This window comes from Dyadobacter sp. 676 (genome assembly GCF_040448675.1).
GTDB lineage: Bacteria > Bacteroidota > Bacteroidia > Cytophagales > Spirosomataceae > Dyadobacter.
In genome coordinates this window covers 92699-109544 of the sequence record NZ_CP159289.1, presented here as the reverse complement: position 1 = coordinate 109544, position 16846 = coordinate 92699, and the positions used below count along the sequence as shown (strand labels likewise).

Sequence of the window (16846 nt, the reverse complement as noted above, 5' to 3'; positions counted from 1 at the left end):
ATGGATCCCAGGAAATATAACATCTATTTTCACACCCACACGATCAGCGGCATCTTCATTGCGGCTTTGCTGTATGTGATCTTCTTCGCAGGGTCCTTTTCTTTTTTCAAGGATGATATTGCCGCCTGGCAGAAAGGCAGATCGGAAACGGGGCACAAATTTGCGCCGCCGTACAACCATCTCCTCGATTCGCTTTCGCAACGGTATGATCTTCGTGGCCGGAATTTCAATTTTTACCTGCTGCGCCAGGGCCAGGGAGCTTACGTGGATATGACCACCTCTCAGGATACGACCGTCAGCAAGCCGAAACCGAAGCCCCGAAAAGAGGAGAGAAGACGCGGAAGAGGGCGAAGGGGAGACGATGATTCGGCTTATTTCCGCTATCATTTCGCCGACAAAAAAGCCGGCGACTATTCGGATAGCTACGATATGGCCGAGTTTCTGTACCGCCTGCATTTCCTGGCGCAGATGAATCAGATCGGGATCAATATCGGTACGCCGTTCGGCTACCTGGTGGCGGGTATCGTGGCTTTTCTATTCCTGTTCGCGCTGATTACCGGCTTACTTCTTCATTGGGACAAAATCAAATCCAATTTCTTCCTTTTCAGGCCAATGAGCAAATGGAAGACAGTCTGGACGGACATGCATACCGTGCTGGGCGTGATCGGCTTTCCGTTTCAGCTGGTGTTTGCCGTAACCGGCGTTGTCCTGATCGTGAACTTTGTGCTGCTTACGCCTTTCGCACACCTGCTCTATAACGGCGATAGCGAGAAGTTGTTCGAAAGCCTGCAATACAACAAAACGGTGAAGGTGGATTACACCTACAAGCCCATGAGCGGCAGCTTCGATATGGATGCATTTGTAGCCAAGTGGCAGGAGGAGTGGAAGGATGCGCAGATATCGCGCATTTATATCCGCAATTATATGGACGAAAGCATGCAGGTAAGCCTCGAAGCCAAACCCGATCCGAAGGCCAATTTCGCAGGATCAGGATATTTAACGGTAAATATTGCAGATGGCAAGGTGCTCGAACAAAAGTCGCCGAACGACGGCGGCAATTATATCGACAAGGTTAAAAGCCTTGTCTACCACCTGCATTTCGGCGATTTCGGCGGCAAACCGCTGCGGATCGTCTTCTTTTTTGCTGGGATTGACAGGCTGTGCAGTCATTATTTCAGGCATTATGATCTGGCTCGTGGCACGCGACAAGGCCGCTACGGAAATCCGCAAGCGCAGGTTTAATTTCTGGGCAACCAACTTTTTCCTGGCCGCCTGCCTGAGTATGCTTCCCGTAACGGCATTTGCATTCGTCATGGTAAAAATGCTCGATCATGTAGACCAGGCTGTGATTTACAAAACCTATTTTTACAGCTGGCTCGCGGTAGCCGTTTACTTCATGGCCCTCCGCAATTTGCCGAAAATGAACCGGCACGCATTAGTGCTTTCGGCGGTCCTGTGCCTGGGTGTGCCCATCGCGAACGGAATGTCGACGGGCCTTTGGATGTGGAACACCTGGCAGCAGGGAGGTCTCGACATTTTCTTCGTTGACGCGCTATTTTTAATCCTGGCCGGCTCGTGCGCATACGCGTACACAAAAGTAAATGCGGAAGCAAAGCCATTTAAAATCCTTTCATTGCAAAAGGAGAATGGCAAGCTATTGAGAACAGGCGTATTGAAAGACTAAAAGCAAGCGGTGCCGGCACGGTGGAGAGTAGCCGGGCATCGCACCGCGCTCGCCATTTTTTGTCTTCCCATTCTAAAACCTCGCTTTTTATGTCCGGTCCGCATCTGCGGCCGGCATTTTTATTTGGTTCGCAAACAGGCTGGAGTACGCGTATCGTATATCTTCCACCGTTCAAATTTCCTTCGCGGGGCCGTGCCGACTTATTAACCGCTATACGAGCAGTCGTGTAAAAATATGCGTTTTCGTGCACACACAATTTCACCGCAAGCCGGGAAATTCCTAAATTCGTTTCTCACGATATTTTAATATGCACGATAACGATCAATTTTGTGATCAGGAGCTTTTCGGGCTCATCAAGACGGGCGATCAGAGGGCCTTTACCGCGCTATATCGGCGTCATTGGCAGAGTATGTTCAATGCAGCCTATAAAAGGCTGCAATGCAAGGCTTTATCGCAGGATATGGTGCAGAATATTTTTATCGATCTGTGGGAAAGAAGAGGACTAGTGGAGGTGTCCAACGTACAGGCCTACCTGCACACTGCCATCCGCTTCCAGGTGTTCAAGCAAACGGCACGCGAAGGACGCAATGCACATTTGCTCGCGGCATTCGAGGCCAACCTGGCCGCCATAGGAAGCGCCGATGAGGTGGTGCTGGAAGAAGAAGTGCATAGGCTCCTCGCCCTTTGGATCGAGGCCCTTCCCGAAAAACGCCGGGAAATTTTTCTCCTGCATTGCTTCGAGGGCAGGTCGACCGCCGAAATCGCCGATCAGCTCGATATCAGCCGGAAAACGGTCCAGAATCAACTCAATAATGCGACGACCGAGCTCAGGAGCAAGTTCGATAAAATTCTGTGCATCGACTTGATTGTCTTTTCAATTTTCTTTCAATAGCCGCTATTTCCGGGTTTTGTATCGGGTTTTAAAAAAAAACTGAAAAATCCTGAAACCGTTTGGGAGTTCGCACGGTGCTTCGGTACATGTATGCGGAACGGCTATTTAACCGTCGTTCCGGTTAACGAATGGAAACTTTTGACGGAAAGAAGGACTTCCTGCGCATGGTGCGGAGGTATCTGCGGGGTTACGCCAGCAAAAAGGAGAAGACTTTTCTGGACGAACTTTACGATCGGCAGGAAAACCGGGACGATATTCTCGACCAGTATTCCGGCGAAGACCGGGCCGCATTAGGTGGGGAAATGGAGAGAAATATCCTGCGACGCATTGCAGGCGACCATGATGATGCTGGCCTGCGCCTCGGGTTTCCATGGTCGCGATTGATTGCGGCGGCGTCTGTGGTGCTGTTGGTAATGGCCGGGGCCGCTTATTATCTGAAACGGAGCGCCATGCCGCCTAAACCAATCGCGGTGCCGACCGATTTTTCACCGGGAAGCGACCGGGCCGTTCTTACGCTGGCCGATGGCTCGACTATTCTGCTCGACAGTGCAGGCAAAGGGCAGATCGCCAGCCAGGGAAATGCAGTTATTACCAAGAACAGGGACGGCGAGCTTGCCTACAAGGTAACGGGTACCGCTATGGCAGCGGTGGGGATGAACACGATCGACACGCCGGCGGGCGGCCAGTACAGCATTGTTTTGCCGGACGGCAGCCGGGTTTGGCTCAATGCGAAGTCGTCGATCACTTTTCCCAATGTATTTACAGGTAATGAACGCCGGGTAAGCATAAAGGGCGAATGTTATTTTGAAATACAAAAAGAGCGGAATAAGCCTTTCGTGGTGGATGTGGACGGCAGGCAGAAGGTCGTGGTTACCGGCACGCATTTCAATGTTAGTGCCTATGCGGATGAGCCCGAGATACGGACGACCCTGCTCGAAGGGGCTGTAAGCGTCAGCCACGGAGCGGAGGAAAGCCTTCACCTGATGCCGGGCGAGCAGGCCGCTTCCGGTGAAGGCGGGCTGCGCAAGCGAACGGTCGATGCGGACGAGGCGGTGGCCTGGAAAAATGGCTTTTTTCAGTTTCGTGAAACATCACTCGCAGCTATCATGCGGGACATTGGCCGATGGTATAATGTAGAGGTCGATTACCCGCAGGGAATTCCGGAAAAGCGTTTTTCAGGCAAGCTGCGCCGGAATACCAACGCGTCCGCAATCCTCGAAATATTGAAGTTTGCAGGAGTGAATTTTCGCATGGAAAGTAGCGCGTCTCAGGCTTTCAAAGGAAAGATCGTGGTGCTGCCGACGGAAAAAGGCCTTTAATTAAATCAGTTTTCACTAAACCTAACATTCCCTATGACTCTATTTTTACGTAGCCCATGAAACATCGTGCCGGGCAGCAGAAAAAACCGCAGATGTGCTGGAACCACATCTACGGCGGATTCAGGCTGGATCGTACGGCATAGCCGCACCAAAATTGTACATCTTTCTTAACCCAAACCTTGTAAATGTAATGAATTTTCATTCCAAAGGGAAGCCTGTGCCCTGTGCACGGGGGAATGCCGGGCGATTGGCCAGCGTTCCAACCCTGTCCAAGCACCAGATTATTATGCGCCTGAAACTAATGACCGTCCTGCTGACTGCCTTCCTGGTACGCGTTCAGGCGGCCGGCTTCGCGCAGCCTATCACGATTTCCGAAAGAAACGCGCCTATCGAATACGTTTTCGGAATTATCGAAAAGCAGAGCGGTCATGTATTTTTTTACGACAGCGAAGACGTACGCGGTCTGAAAGTCAGCCTGAATATGAAAAACGCGTCGATCGAGGAAACGTTGAAGCAGTGTTTCGCCGGGCTGCCGCTGGCTTACAAGATTGTTGATAAGACCGTCGCCGTAAGAAAGCTGGCCGAAAATCCGCCTAAAAAAGCTGCGGGGCCACAGCCGGTTTCGCTGGTCCGGGATATCAGCGCAGAGCTCAGGATCACCGGTAAGGTAACCGACGACAAGGGCGACGCATTGCCCGGAGTGAGCATACTGTTGAAGGGATCGAGCCAGGGTACTTCAAGCGATATCAAGGGGAACTGGGAGCTGTCGGTGCCCGACAAGGACGCGATCCTTGTATTCAGCTTTGTAGGTTTTGTAACCCAGGAAGTTACGGTGGGCAGCCGGTCGGCCATCGATATTACAATGACCCCGGATGTGCGTGGATTGGAAGAACTCGTAGTAGTGGGGTACGGTGCCCAGAAAAAAGTAAACCTGACCGGTGCGATCACATCGGTAAATTCGGTGGAGCTGAACAACCAGTCGGCCTCGAACCTTTCCAACACGCTTGCCGGTAGGGCGCCGGGGGTTAACGTCACGAATACCTCCGGGCTGTCGGGCGCTTCATCGTCGATCCGCATGCGGGGGAGCTTCGGCGATCCGCTGTATGTGATCGACGGGATCGTACGCGACAAGGAGGCTTTCGATGTGCTGGAAGCCAACGAGATCGACCAGATGAACTTCCTGAAAGACGCCGCCACAGCCTCTATCTACGGTTCGCGGGCAGGCAATGGCGTTGTGATGGTCACTACCAAAACCGGTACGCAACAGAAGCCAACCTTTAACCTGCAATCCAATTATTCGACCAACCGGCCGACGCAAACGCTTCTTTCCGACCTTACCACCGCGGAGGATGAGCTGATCTATCAGAACAGAGTAGCGGAGTTCAACGGGACACCCATTCCCAACGGTCAGCGGGAGTTTGATTATTTTAAGGACAAACGCTACAATGTCCACGACTTCATCTGGCAAAACCCTTACAGCCACCGGCATTCGCTCAGCGTGACAGGAGGCGACAAGAAAATCACCTACTATTCGCTGCTAAGCTACCGCGGAGAGGAAGGCTCCTATAAGAGCCTTGAAAACAGCAAATTCAATCTGCGCACGAATGTCACGGCGGAAATCAACGAAGCGGTGAAGGTAGGGCTCAATATCGCGGCTTACCAACAGAATTTCGACCGTTTTTACTGGCCGTTTACGGGCGATGACGACTTCGATGTGTCGGACCTGTACCGTGTTACCTTCAACTGGCCTAAATTGTACCCGTTTTATACCGAGGCAGACGGCACTCCGGCCAATTATCCCACGGCGTATCCGGTACAAACGCCAATGGGAAGCTGGCAGGCGTGGAGCGTAATCGACCAGGTGATCGGCGACCGCTATATCAAAACGCGCAACCGGAACCTGAATTCGATTCTTACACTGGACATCAAGCTCGACAAGCTCGTTCCGGGATTGTCGACGAAGCTGATCGGCAACTACATTGCCGAGGATTTCATGCGGAAGAAATACATGACCTTCCAGAAAAACTACGTGTTTAACCAGGCGGACCCGAACGGAAACCGGTTTATTCCGGGCCCGCCCGACGAGAGCAAGATCAACATTTTTACGTTCAGCCAGAACCAGCCATTCCTGAACTACAGTATTTCCACGGGATGGAGCTACCAGTTCGACTGGTTCCTGAATTACAACCGCACATTCGGCAAGCACGGCGTCGACGGCCTCGTGGTGTTCGAGCAGGCGCAGAACGGTCAATACTCGGCAATGGCGCAGCTGGAAGAACCCCTCACGTCTTACGATCAGGCATTTGTTTACTCCACGGACACCCAGCGACGGAATGGCAGCGCCGGTGAGGAAATCGGTGCGAGGAGGTCCTGGATCGGCCGGTTCAACTACAATTACGACAGCCGGTACATTGCCGAGTTTTCATTCCGCTATGACGGCAATACCTTGTTTCCGAAAGGAAAGCGCTGGGGATTTTTCCCGTCGGTGTCGGCTGCATGGCGTATTTCGGAAGAGCAGTTTATGAAAAACAGCACTTCATTTCTCGACGACCTCAAATTGCGGCTTTCCTATGGGACGACCGGTAACGATCTCGACGTGAACAACGAAAAGATCAGGCCGTTCTCGTACAGCTACCGATACCAGAATGCAGGAAGCTATATTTTCGGAGATAAGTTGTACCAGAGCATTGCACCCGGCGCCACACCCAATCCCAACCTGACCTGGGCCACCTCCGCTACTTACAATGTGGGCCTTGATTTTGGTTTCCTGAAAAACCGTCTTTACGGAACCCTGGACCTGTTTCTCAAGAAAGAAACCAATATCCTGGGCTCACGGGTAGTGACGCTGCCCGACAACTACGGGCAGAGCCTGGCACCTGAAAACTATGCCGCACGGTCATGGCGGGGTGGCGAATTGTTCGCAGAATGGCGCGACAAGGCGTTCGATAACCAGGTGAATTATTCCATTAATGCCAACATCGGCTATTCCAAGGACCGCTGGGATGTACTCGACGAGTCGGCCGCGTACCAGCCGGGCGGAAACCGCCATTTCGAGAGCAAGATAGGCCAGCCAGCCAACCGCATTATCGGTTTGAAAACGCTGGGAATGGTGCGCACACAGGACCAGCTCGACGCGTTGCTCGCCTCCGGATTGAAGCAATACGGACGCAACCCCTATCTGGGCGGGCTGTATTTTGAAGACGTGCGCGGGGACGGCTATGCGCCCGGACCGGACGGAAAGATAGACGGAAATGACTTCCAGGTACTTTCTACCAACGCAACCCCGCGGATCAATTTCGGTTTCGGGCTGAATGTTTCGTGGAGGGGGCTGGCCATTAATTCGCACTTTCAGGGCGTTGGGGCATACGACCGCATTATCAGCAACCAGGAAGGCGAAGGGATGCGGCAACACGGGGGCACCGTCAGGCCGTATTATCCGATCTGGGCGGACGACGTATGGACACCTGAAAACCCCGATGCAAAATACCCGCGGCCTATCGGTCAGAACTGGTACGAATCAGGCACGGGAGCGACCTCTTTCTGGATCCGCAATGGGGCGTACCTGCGGTTGAAAAACCTCAACATCGCCTATAACCTGCCCAAAAAGTGGGCGTCGCTGTTCAGGCTGAGCAGTCTTCAGGTGTACGCTAACGGGACCAACCTGTTCGCGATTTCGAAAGTGAAAGAGTTTCATGACCCCGAGCAAAAGAACTACGATTCGTTCCCGATCATGAAAACCTTCACCGTTGGCCTCGATCTTAAATTTTAAGCTGAAAAGAAATGAAAAAAATATTATCACTATTCCTGGGCGTTTCGCTGCTTTGCTCGTCCTGTAACGATGTGCTCGACGTGGAGGACATCAGCAACTACAATCCGGAGCTGGTATGGAACGATGCGAACCTTGCCAATGCCTACATGGCGAACCTGTATCCGATGTTTGGCAACTGGAACACGGGTGCGGATGCTTTCAGTCAGCAGCTGGCAGGAATCAATTTTTACGCGGACCGTATTACAATCACCAACGGGGAGTTCAAGCTTTGGAATTATGGCCGGATCAGGCTGATCAACCAGGCGATCGTGGATGTGAACAAGGGCAGGCTTCCCGACGCCGTAAAGGCCAATATCACGGCCCAGGCGCTTTTCATGCGGGCATATACCTATTTTGAAATGGTCAGGTACCACGGCGGCGTTCCGTATATTACCGTTCCTCAGGACCGCTATGAAGACGACCTCGCCGTCCCCCGCAATTCGACTGCCGAATGCTTTGACCTGATTATCAAGGATGTGGACCAGGCTATTGCCGGGCTGCCGAAGAAGATCGCTACCACCTCCGCCGACTTCGGGAAGATCGACGCGAATTTTGCGTTGGCATTCAAAGCGAAGGTGTTGCTATGGAAGGCTTCTCCGCAGTTCAATCCTTCCAGGCCATTCAATAATGCTTACTGGGCTCAGGCCTATGAAGCTAATAAAAAGGCGTATGATGACCTGAAAGCGCAGGGATACGGGCTGGTAGACGATTATTCCAACGTCGCGCTTGTGGAGCGTGGCAAGGAGTCGGTTTTTACCGTAATCAACTCGTACCCCAATAAAGTTGCGAACTGGGATAACGGCGTCAGGCCGGGTTCCGAAAGCCGGGGACCGGCGTCGGCTGTCCCTACCTGGGAGTTTATCAAGGAATATCCGATGAAGGACGGAAAAATGTTCAATGATCCTTCGGGGAAATATTACAAATCGGAGGAAGCCCTGTTGCAAAGCTTCTGGAAAGACCGCGATCCGCGTTTCGCGAAGTCGATCGTTTGGAACGGAAAGGTATATGAAGTGTCGGGAAAAGCCGGAAAACGGCAGTATACAGCTTTGGGCGTGGCCCATGAGCTGGACGATTTCGGCGTCAATCCGAAGGCGGGAGTAAACTCCACCAATCTGGACCGTTATACCGGCTTTTTTATCCTGAAAAACAGTCTTTTGAAACTCGCCCAGGCCGAAGTACAGCAGTACGATGTGGATTTCGTCGTGATGCGTTTCGCCGAAGTAATGCTGAATTATGCGGAAGCGGCCAATGAGACCGGTAAAATGGCCGAGGCGCTCGATATCCTGAAACAGATCAGGAAGCGCGCGGGCATCGAGCCGGGAGCCGACGGTAATTACGGCATCACCGCTAACACCACCGCGGCCATGCGCGAAACGATTCTCGCGGAACGCAACGTGGAGCTGGCTTTCGAAGGACATCGTTTCTGGGACCTGCGACGCCTGCGGATGCTCGACCGCCTCGACGGCACCACCAAGCATGGTGTCGAAGCGATTGCCGTGCAGGCAAACGGACAGGATATGCCCATCGGCGAGGCCAGGGAAAAGGCCAACAGATACGAACTCGTCGAATCGGACTTCCGGTACAGCCTGTTGCAGGTGCCCCGCTCCGGTGTGAAAGTGAATGTAGTTCCCGGCAAGTACTATTTTTTTCCGATCCAGCGGGACATTCTGGACAGGAACAAAAATCTTGAACAAAACAAGGACTGGGGCGGCTCCTTCGACCCGACATTACCATAACCGTCCGGCGAATTTTGTCAACGGGCGCGGGAATCACGGTATTCCTGCGCCCGTTCCTATTGTATAGAACCGCGATTAATACACCGGCGACCGGGAGTCTTTATTGCTTTGTGCCGATAGTTTCCTGAATATGGAAGCCAGCTGATCGAACGAGTTGTAGCCGGTGACCTTAATGCCTTTCCCGTCGACTGTAAACGTAATGGTTGGGAAGCGGTCGACTTTATTGATGCGGATTTTCAGAAGGTCGTCCTGGATGGCACGGCGGGTGTACCGGCTGTTGAGATCCATTCCGAACCGCTGCAAATCGAAAATCTGGCGATGGTTGCGGCTGATCTCCCTGGCGATTTCAACCAGCACATCCATTTGCGAAACATCCCGTTCGTCCTGCATGGCTGCCTTCCGAAGTGCGTCGAGAAAGGTGTCGGCCGCCCATTGCGATTGGAGCGAGGCCGCCTTGACCGCCTGGCATGCATTGGTAGCCGGTAATTTTGTGTTGTTATCCAACGAAACGTCGGGGACATTCAATGCCGGTGCCGACATACAAAATCTGAAACTGAGAAACTGCCCAAAGACCGAAATGAATTGCTGCCAGTCTTTTTGCATACGCCAGCTGACGGGGCACAGTGGGTGGGTGTAGTATACAATTTTGATGTTGGTGTGATTTAATCTGAGCTGATCCATTTCCTGTATTTGCATCGTGCGAACTGCCTGAAAAAGAGCATTAGATGCGTCCTTATCTTTCGCAGTTTTAATAATTGAACATAGTAACAGGTCACAAAAAATATGCCCTGTATTATAATGTCCTTGTTTCCGGCAGGAAAAATAGCCGCTATTTACAACTGAGGCAGTGCAAGTTCGGTGGCGGGCCGACTGTTTTAGCGGCGGGCTTTGGCTCGTTTTTCCCAAAGCGGGCATAGTAGAATTAGTTACCCAAAATATTCAGCTACCGACGTCTCTGTTTCTATGTGCGGGTAAGTTTTCGAGCCGGTTCCCTTTTCACATTGGCATGTAGTAATATGCACTGAATCAGTCGATTCTAACGACGATAAACTGTTTCAGACTTTAAGTAAACGTTCACCTATCAACTTTTATCAAAAATGGAAAAGATTGCACCGGAAGTCTATGATCGGATCGACAACGATCTTTACAATGCGAAAGGCGATTTGTGGTGGAACCCCGAAAACGTTCTGCACATCTTAAAGACGTCCGTTAACCCCTGGCGAGTGGGCATTGCCCGCGACGTTTTCAGGAAGCTCGGTTTTGACCCGAAAGGGAAAAAGGCGCTTGAAGTAGGCAGCGGCGGCGGTATTCTGACGGAGGAGATTTACGGGATGGGGTTCGAGACGACCGGGATAGAGCCGGCGGAAGAGTCGATCCGCACGGCGTCGGAGCATGCCAAAGCCATGGGCCTCGATATCAGGTATGAACAAGGGACGGGGGAACATCTCCCTTATGCCGATGCGTCGTTCGACTGCGTCTTTTGTTGCGACGTTCTGGAACACGTTTCCGATTTACCCAGGGTTATCTCCGAGATCGCGAGAGTGCTTAAACCCGGGGGAATTTTCATTTACGATACCCTCAACAGGACATTCGTCAGTAAAATTGTCGCCATTAAAATATGGCAGGAGTGGAAGCGGTGGGCTTTTATGCCGCCCAACCTGCACGTTTGGGAAATGTTTATCAAACCGGAAGAACTAAAAGTTCTGCTGGCCCAAAGCGGACTGGAATGGAAAGAACACCGTGGTTCGGAAGCCAATGTATCCATTCCGAAAATGCTGGGTTACCTCAGGAAGCGTGCCAGGGGAGAATGGACATTTGTGGAGCTGGGGCAAAATTTCAGGTTGGTCGAAAGCAAGGATATGAACGTTCTTTACGCCGGTTACGCGATCAAAAAATCGTGATCCGCCCGCAAGTTGCATCATTTTCACTGGCAAAAGGCGCTACAACCGGCCTTTCGCCAGTGAAAATGTCCGCGGGATCAGTTATTGTTATTAAGAGAAGCCAGGTCAATCACAAAACGGTATTTGACATCCCCCTTAAGCAATCGCTCGTAGGCTTCGTTGATCTGCCGGATATCGATCATTTCAATATCCGCGACGATATTGTGTTTGCCGCAAAAGTCGAGCATTTCCTGCGTCTCCGCAATGCCGCCGATCATCGAGCCCGCGAAACTTTTGCGTCCCATGATTACGCTGAAAGCCGCTACGGGAAGCGGGTGCTCCGGTGCCCCCACCAGCGCGAGCGAGCCGTCTACGCGCAGTAGGTTGAGGTAAGCATTGATGTCGTGCTCGGCCGACACCGCGTCGAGGATAAAGTGCAACGTGCCCCGGTAGGCCGCCATTTGCTGTTTGTCTTTGGATAAAACCACCTCATCGGCGCCCAGGCGTTGTGCCTCGGCAAATTTGGACTCGGAAGTGGTGAATGCGACCACATGAGCACCCATTGCCTTGGCAATCTTGATTCCCATGTGGCCCAATCCGCCCATACCCACAATCCCTACTTTTTTGCCGGGGCCCACATTCCAGTGGCGAAGCGGTGAATAGGTGGTGATGCCTGCACATAGCAACGGCGCAGTGGCCGCCAGGTCCAGGTTTTCGGGAATGCGCAGTACATAGTTTTCGTCCACTACCACGCTTTCCGAGTAGCCACCGTAGGTTTGCGTACCCAGGTATTTGTCGGGCGAACCATAGGTGCCGGTCATGCCAGGCTCACAGTATTGTTCCAGGCCGTCCTGGCAATACTGGCATTCACGGCACGAATCTACGATGCAGCCCACGCCCACAAGATCGCCGACTCTAAATTTATGCACGTGGTCGCCCACGCTCACGACTTTCCCCACGATCTCGTGACCGGGAACACATGGGTAAACGGTGCCGTGCCATTCGTTTCGGGCAGTGTGCAGGTCGGAATGGCAGACCCCGCAATAGAGAATCTCGATCTGCACGTCGTGCGCGGTCGGTTTTCTGCGGTTGATATTAAGCGGGTTCAATGGCGCGTCGGCTGCGTGCGTTCCGTAGGCTTTTATTGCTGTTGTTTCTATCATGTTGTTAATGGTAGGTTATGCTATGTTTTCTTTAACGATTTTTGCCGGTATGCCTGCTACTACTGTGTTGGGGGGGCACATCGCGGCTTACCACCGCTCCGGCAGCCACTACGGCATTCTCCCCGACGGTCACGCCCGGCAAAATAGTTGCCCCGGCGCCGATCCAGGCGTTTCGTTTGATGTGCACGGGTGCGAGGATCAGTGTTTTGCGGCCGGACGGGTCCAGCGGATGGTTTTCGGACGTGATATTGACGCGCGGGCCGATCAGCACATCGTCTTCGATAGTGATCCCTCCGATGTCCAGAAACGAGCAGGCACCCTTGATAAACACATTTTTCCCCAGCGTGGTAAAACGGCCGAAGTTGGTATAAAACGGCGGGAATATCGTGGTCGTTTCGTCGATCGGGCTGCCGGTGATCTCGCTTAACCGCTCCCGCACCTGATTAGTATCGGTGGCATCCGCATTCATTTGCGCGCAAAGCCGGATCGTACGTGCCACTACCTGCCCAAAGTCGTCATAACCCGGATCGTCTTTCCGCATAGGTTCACCGGCACGCATGCGGGCGAAAATGTCTTTGCTATTGCTTTCCATTTGATGATTTTTTGTTTCAAAAATCCACCCGGGATTCACCGGAATTTTCGGATCGCCCCTATGCCTAACATTCTGTGCAGTTACGTCTTTTTCATAAATTTTCATGTCGGCGAATCTGTAACAAATGTATCACGTAGTGAAGAGGAAGGGATAAAGACAATCAAACCAATTATTAAGAATTTCAAACCGCTTCCATTCTGAGTGCCCTGGGGTTTGTACCCGTCATGCGCTTGAAGAAGTTGTTGAAATAGGTGGGGTATTCGAAACCGAGTGCGTAGGCGATCTCCGAAATGTTCCAGTCGGTATGCTGCAAAAGCGCTTTCGCCTCGGCCAAGATCCGTTCGGTAATATGGACAGTGGTAGGTTTGCCGGTGATCTGTTTTACGGCCCGGTTGAGATAGTTGACGTGCATATTCAGGCTTGTGGCATAGTCCTGTGCCGTTTTCAACTGCAACGGCCTGTCGGCGCTTTCGACAGGGAATTGTCTTTCCAGCAATTCCAGGAATACCGACGTGATGCGGCCTGCGGCGTTTTTCTGCTGGTTGTAGTTTTCGGACGGTTGCAGTTTGAGCGCCTCGTGGATGATCAGGTTGATATAATTGCGCATTAAATCGTCCTTGTACGAATAATCCGTCTTCTGTTCTTCTATCATCCGTTGAAACAGCGTGTTAAGGAACTGCCTCTGTTTTTCCGAAATGTTCAGGACGGGTGTTCCGCCGATTCTGAAAAGCGGCGATTGTTGCAGGCTCCCCGTACGCTCGGCGACCGTCAGAAACTCCTCGGAAAACAGGCAGGTATAGCCGACATAACTGGTCGAGAGCGTTTCCCACGAATACGGGATATGCGGGTTTCCGAAAAACAGCACGGTGCCATCCGTTTCAAAACTCCTGTCGGAATAATGGACCCTGCTTTTCCCGGTTGTCAAACAGATCTTGTAAAAGTCCTTGCGGCTGTACACGCGCGTCGCATGGCCGTCCTCTTCGATCTGAAAGACGTTGAACCCTTTTAGTTTCAACTCATTGTTGAACTCCGATACCGGCCGATGCCTGACATTCTCCATACCGTAAAATTAAGAATTGCATGAACTCCGATCACAATCATTGCAAAAATAGGAATGCAATCGGTAAGGTGTGCGGGAAAGCAGCCCTTGAATGCATTTGGTTTGAAAATCTTAAAAGATTGTTTGAAAATCTTTATTTGTAACGGCGGCGCGGGCCAGATATTTGTACGTATGAGCCATATCGCCATTCGGAAAAATCTAGATGGCAAAGTGGTGGACTGGATGGAGAAGTTTTCGGAAAAGCAATATCACCAATAATTTAACGACCCATCGGATGAAAATTTTCCTGATCAGCCTGTTGTTAGTGGCTGGCGCCGCGATGCCCCCGGCGTTCGGCCAGCAGAAAGAGTGGATGGTGCGCGTAGCGAAAATCGAGATCGACAGCGCCTACCTCGAACCTTACAAAGCAGCTATCCGCGAGCATACCCGGGCCGCAATCGCGTCGGAACCCGGAGTGCTGACTTTGTATGCGATGTATGACAAAGACCATCCTACCCGTGTCACGGTTCTGGAAATCTATGCAAGTAAGGAGGCTTATCAGGCCCATTTGAAAACGCCCCATTTTCAGAAATACAAAACCGGGACGCTCAAAATGGTAAAATCATTGCAGCTTATAGATGTGGATCCGATTGCATTTGGGGCCAAGCCGGATATCTTTGAAAAGAAATAGCACGGACACGGAGCGCCCGGGTTTGAATAGGCCCGGTGCATGTGCACCTCATTCAATCGACGTAAACCGAAATACCGCATGGAGCCAGGCAACAAGGCAATACTCGAAAAGGCAAATGCAGCGATTATCAACGGGGACCATGAAGGTTTTCTCGCGTTCTGCAGTGACGACACCGAATGGACATTTGTGGGCGACCAAACGCTTCGGGGAAAGGAAGCGGTCCGGCAGTACATGGCGATCGCGTACGCGGAGCCGCCCCGATTCATAGTCGAAAACCTGATCGCGGAGGGCGATTTTGTTACGGCTCTCGGCAAAATTAGCATGAAAGACGAAACCGGGGAGCTGGCTGACTACGCGTATTGCGACGTTTGGCGGTTCAGGGACGGCAAAATGGCCGAATTGAGGGCTTTCGTCATTAAGGCAGGGCAGACGAAAATTGCACGGTAACGAAGCAGGATACCCGTCGGGTACTATTTCGCGAAGAACTCCCCGAAATGCCATAATATTCCCGAAGGGTCGTGAACGAAACATTCCCGTCCCCAATGATCAACCCGGACCGGTGTCAGCCGCACATTTGGGTATTTTGCAGGAAGGTCCAGTTTTACGAGCCCGTCCCAAAAACGCCGGACATCCTCTACTTCTAGGAACACCATTGTATTGTCGACCCAGTCGCGGTTGAAGGCATTTTGCAGATAGAAACCATAATTTCCCGTTTTGAAAAGGGACATGACGGGCGTCAATACCACTTCTTCAAAGCCCAGATCGCGGTAAAAGGCCCTGGATACCTCGAAATCGGCGGCTCCGATAAACGGGCGGATAGACAATGCTTTATGTTCCATAAGGTTTTCGATAGTTTACATCAAAAGTAAAACATTGATTCCGGCATTCATCTTGATCGAAATCAAGTAATGCCGCCGCTTGCAACCGCCTTTCTGACCCTGCTAAGCGTTTCGGGAGTTACTTTGAGGTAGGAAGAGATCGTTTTCAGGGGAAACGCCTGGATCAGCCGGGGCCGGTGGTCGAGCAGGAAAGCGTATTTTTCCATAGGTGTCATGGATCGATCGAAAAATTGCATTCTCCCGAATGCTCCTTCCAGAATCCTGTTGAGTTGCAAAAACGCAATCGATTTTCCCGTCAGGTAATGCACTGTTTCCAGGCTGAGCTCGATGAACCGGCAGTCGGCGAACGCTTCGATGAAAACCCTGGAAGGGCTTTGAGCGACGAGGCTCTCGTAATTAAGGAACCATTCGCCGGGAATATGCAGATCGATCACGTTGAGTTCCTCTTCGGAGAGGATGTCGTATTGTCGCACGGCCCCTTCCAGCAGGTAATATACCGACCTCGCAACTTCGCCCTTTCGAAGGAGAAGTTCGCGTTTTTTGGACTTCCCGCACGGTAACCTCTTTTTCGAAGAGCCTTACTTCGTCATCCAGGTAATTGCCCGTGGCCCTCAAAATTTCCGCATACATAGTGTTTGTGATATATTCCCCGACTACGGCTATATGTTGCCGCTCCTATGGCACAGTGGGGCAGGTTATCCTGTAATTACGGAGGCTACGCCTTTTCGTAATTTCTTTTGGCCTTTTCGTAGGCATAATCCAGAAACCCTTTGAGCTGCGGATAGCTGCTTTCCGACGGGTTTACCATGCTCACCCAATACATACTCCCATAGAACGGATGCGGGAACAATTGGTTTTCTTTTGTAAAGTCAATACCGGAATCGACGTACCCACCGATTCCCGGCTTCGCAGGTACTGAGCCGAACAAGCTGTGAAACGTAGCCTTGTCAATGCCGATATTGATTCTGTAAAACCCTTCGCGGCTGAGGTTCGACACGCTGTCAAAATCGTTGTCGCTCGTGACGATCGTCGCAAAAGGGAATTTTTCTTCGTCCCGGTACATGAAGAAGTAGTCGCCGTTGGCTTCAACCTCCCGCACATTTTCGTATCCGGCTTTAATCCGGTCTCTTATTTCCGACAGTTGCATAGTTGTAATGGTTTCGCGGATGCTAAGTTGACCGCTTCGGCTTACTTTTGCAAGTA

At 51.8% G+C, this 16846-nt stretch carries 15 protein-coding genes and 2 pseudogenes; 10 read left to right on the top strand and 7 right to left on the bottom strand.

Going from position 1 to position 16846, the window contains the following annotated elements; all coding sequences use genetic code 11:
* The 6 genes from ABV298_RS00560 (at position 1) to ABV298_RS00535 (ending at position 9439) form a co-directional block, all read left to right on the top strand.
* Entirely contained in the window at positions 1–1242 is a 1242-nt protein-coding gene (locus tag ABV298_RS00560) for a PepSY-associated TM helix domain-containing protein (protein ID WP_353720264.1), read from the top strand.
* On the top strand, positions 1184–1684 hold the full coding sequence (locus tag ABV298_RS00555) for a hypothetical protein (RefSeq protein WP_353720263.1): 501 nt from the start codon (positions 1184–1186) through the stop codon (positions 1682–1684). Before ABV298_RS00560 ends, ABV298_RS00555 begins: the two co-directional genes overlap by 59 nt.
* Positions 1685–1991: 307 nt before the next feature.
* Positions 1992–2576, top strand: coding sequence for a sigma-70 family RNA polymerase sigma factor (locus tag ABV298_RS00550; RefSeq protein ID WP_353720262.1), 585 nt, complete (start codon positions 1992–1994; stop codon positions 2574–2576).
* A gap of 128 nt (positions 2577–2704) precedes the next feature.
* Positions 2705–3895 carry a FecR domain-containing protein gene (locus ABV298_RS00545; protein WP_353720261.1) on the top strand — a complete coding sequence of 397 codons (1191 nt, stop codon included), beginning with the start codon at positions 2705–2707 and terminating at the stop codon, positions 3893–3895.
* 190 nt (positions 3896–4085) lie between these two features.
* Entirely contained in the window at positions 4086–7664 is a 3579-nt protein-coding gene (locus ABV298_RS00540; RefSeq protein ID WP_353720260.1) for a TonB-dependent receptor, read from the top strand.
* Positions 7665–7675: 11 nt separating this feature from the next.
* Complete coding sequence (locus ABV298_RS00535; protein ID WP_353720259.1) at positions 7676–9439, top strand: RagB/SusD family nutrient uptake outer membrane protein; 1764 nt, start codon at positions 7676–7678, stop codon at positions 9437–9439.
* Between the two features lie 75 nt (positions 9440–9514).
* On the opposite strand, the gene ABV298_RS00530 is transcribed toward ABV298_RS00535, so the two are convergent.
* Positions 9515–10120: a DsbA family protein gene (locus tag ABV298_RS00530; RefSeq protein WP_353720258.1), complete on the bottom strand. Its 606-nt coding sequence runs from the start codon at positions 10118–10120 to the stop codon at positions 9515–9517.
* A 416-nt stretch (positions 10121–10536) separates the two neighbouring features.
* Between ABV298_RS00530 and ubiG the strand changes: the two genes are divergently transcribed.
* Positions 10537–11340 (top strand): bifunctional 2-polyprenyl-6-hydroxyphenol methylase/3-demethylubiquinol 3-O-methyltransferase UbiG, encoded by an 804-nt coding sequence (ubiG, locus tag ABV298_RS00525; protein WP_353720257.1) that lies wholly within the window; start codon positions 10537–10539, stop codon positions 11338–11340.
* Positions 11341–11417: 77 nt separating this feature from the next.
* On the opposite strand, the gene ABV298_RS00520 is transcribed toward ubiG, so the two are convergent.
* From ABV298_RS00520 to ABV298_RS00510, 3 genes and pseudogenes are all read right to left on the bottom strand, one after another.
* Positions 11418–12482 carry an NAD(P)-dependent alcohol dehydrogenase gene (locus ABV298_RS00520; RefSeq protein ID WP_353720256.1) on the bottom strand — a complete coding sequence of 355 codons (1065 nt, stop codon included), beginning with the start codon at positions 12480–12482 and terminating at the stop codon, positions 11418–11420.
* A 15-nt stretch (positions 12483–12497) separates the two neighbouring features.
* Positions 12498–13074: pseudogene (locus ABV298_RS00515) on the bottom strand (DapH/DapD/GlmU-related protein).
* Positions 13075–13255: 181 nt separating this feature from the next.
* A complete protein-coding gene (locus ABV298_RS00510) occupies positions 13256–14134 on the bottom strand; it encodes a helix-turn-helix domain-containing protein (protein ID WP_353720255.1) in 879 nt (292 codons plus the stop codon).
* Positions 14135–14257: 123 nt separating this feature from the next.
* On the opposite strand from ABV298_RS00510, the gene ABV298_RS00505 reads away from it, so the two are divergent.
* From ABV298_RS00505 to ABV298_RS00495, 3 genes are all read left to right on the top strand, one after another.
* Positions 14258–14392: a hypothetical protein gene (locus ABV298_RS00505; RefSeq protein ID WP_353720254.1), complete on the top strand. Its 135-nt coding sequence runs from the start codon at positions 14258–14260 to the stop codon at positions 14390–14392.
* Between the two features lie 16 nt (positions 14393–14408).
* Positions 14409–14804, top strand: a complete 396-nt coding sequence (locus tag ABV298_RS00500) for an antibiotic biosynthesis monooxygenase (RefSeq protein ID WP_353720253.1) — start codon at positions 14409–14411, stop codon at positions 14802–14804.
* A gap of 78 nt (positions 14805–14882) precedes the next feature.
* On the top strand, positions 14883–15251 hold the full coding sequence (locus tag ABV298_RS00495) for a nuclear transport factor 2 family protein (RefSeq protein WP_353720252.1): 369 nt from the start codon (positions 14883–14885) through the stop codon (positions 15249–15251).
* 23 nt (positions 15252–15274) lie between these two features.
* Here the strand turns inward: ABV298_RS00495 and ABV298_RS00490 are convergent, their stop codons facing one another.
* The 3 genes and pseudogenes from ABV298_RS00490 to ABV298_RS00480 all read right to left on the bottom strand — a co-directional run bounded on the left by ABV298_RS00490 (position 15275) and on the right by ABV298_RS00480 (position 16790).
* On the bottom strand, positions 15275–15643 hold the full coding sequence (locus ABV298_RS00490; RefSeq protein WP_353720251.1) for a glyoxalase: 369 nt from the start codon (positions 15641–15643) through the stop codon (positions 15275–15277).
* A gap of 62 nt (positions 15644–15705) precedes the next feature.
* A pseudogene (locus tag ABV298_RS00485) lies at positions 15706–16173 on the bottom strand (cyclic nucleotide-binding domain-containing protein); the annotation flags it as partial.
* 185 nt (positions 16174–16358) lie between these two features.
* The gene (locus ABV298_RS00480) at positions 16359–16790 is read right to left on the bottom strand and encodes a DUF6194 family protein (protein WP_353720250.1); all 432 of its coding nucleotides are present in this window, start codon (positions 16788–16790) and stop codon (positions 16359–16361) included.
* Positions 16791–16846 lie beyond the last annotated feature (56 nt).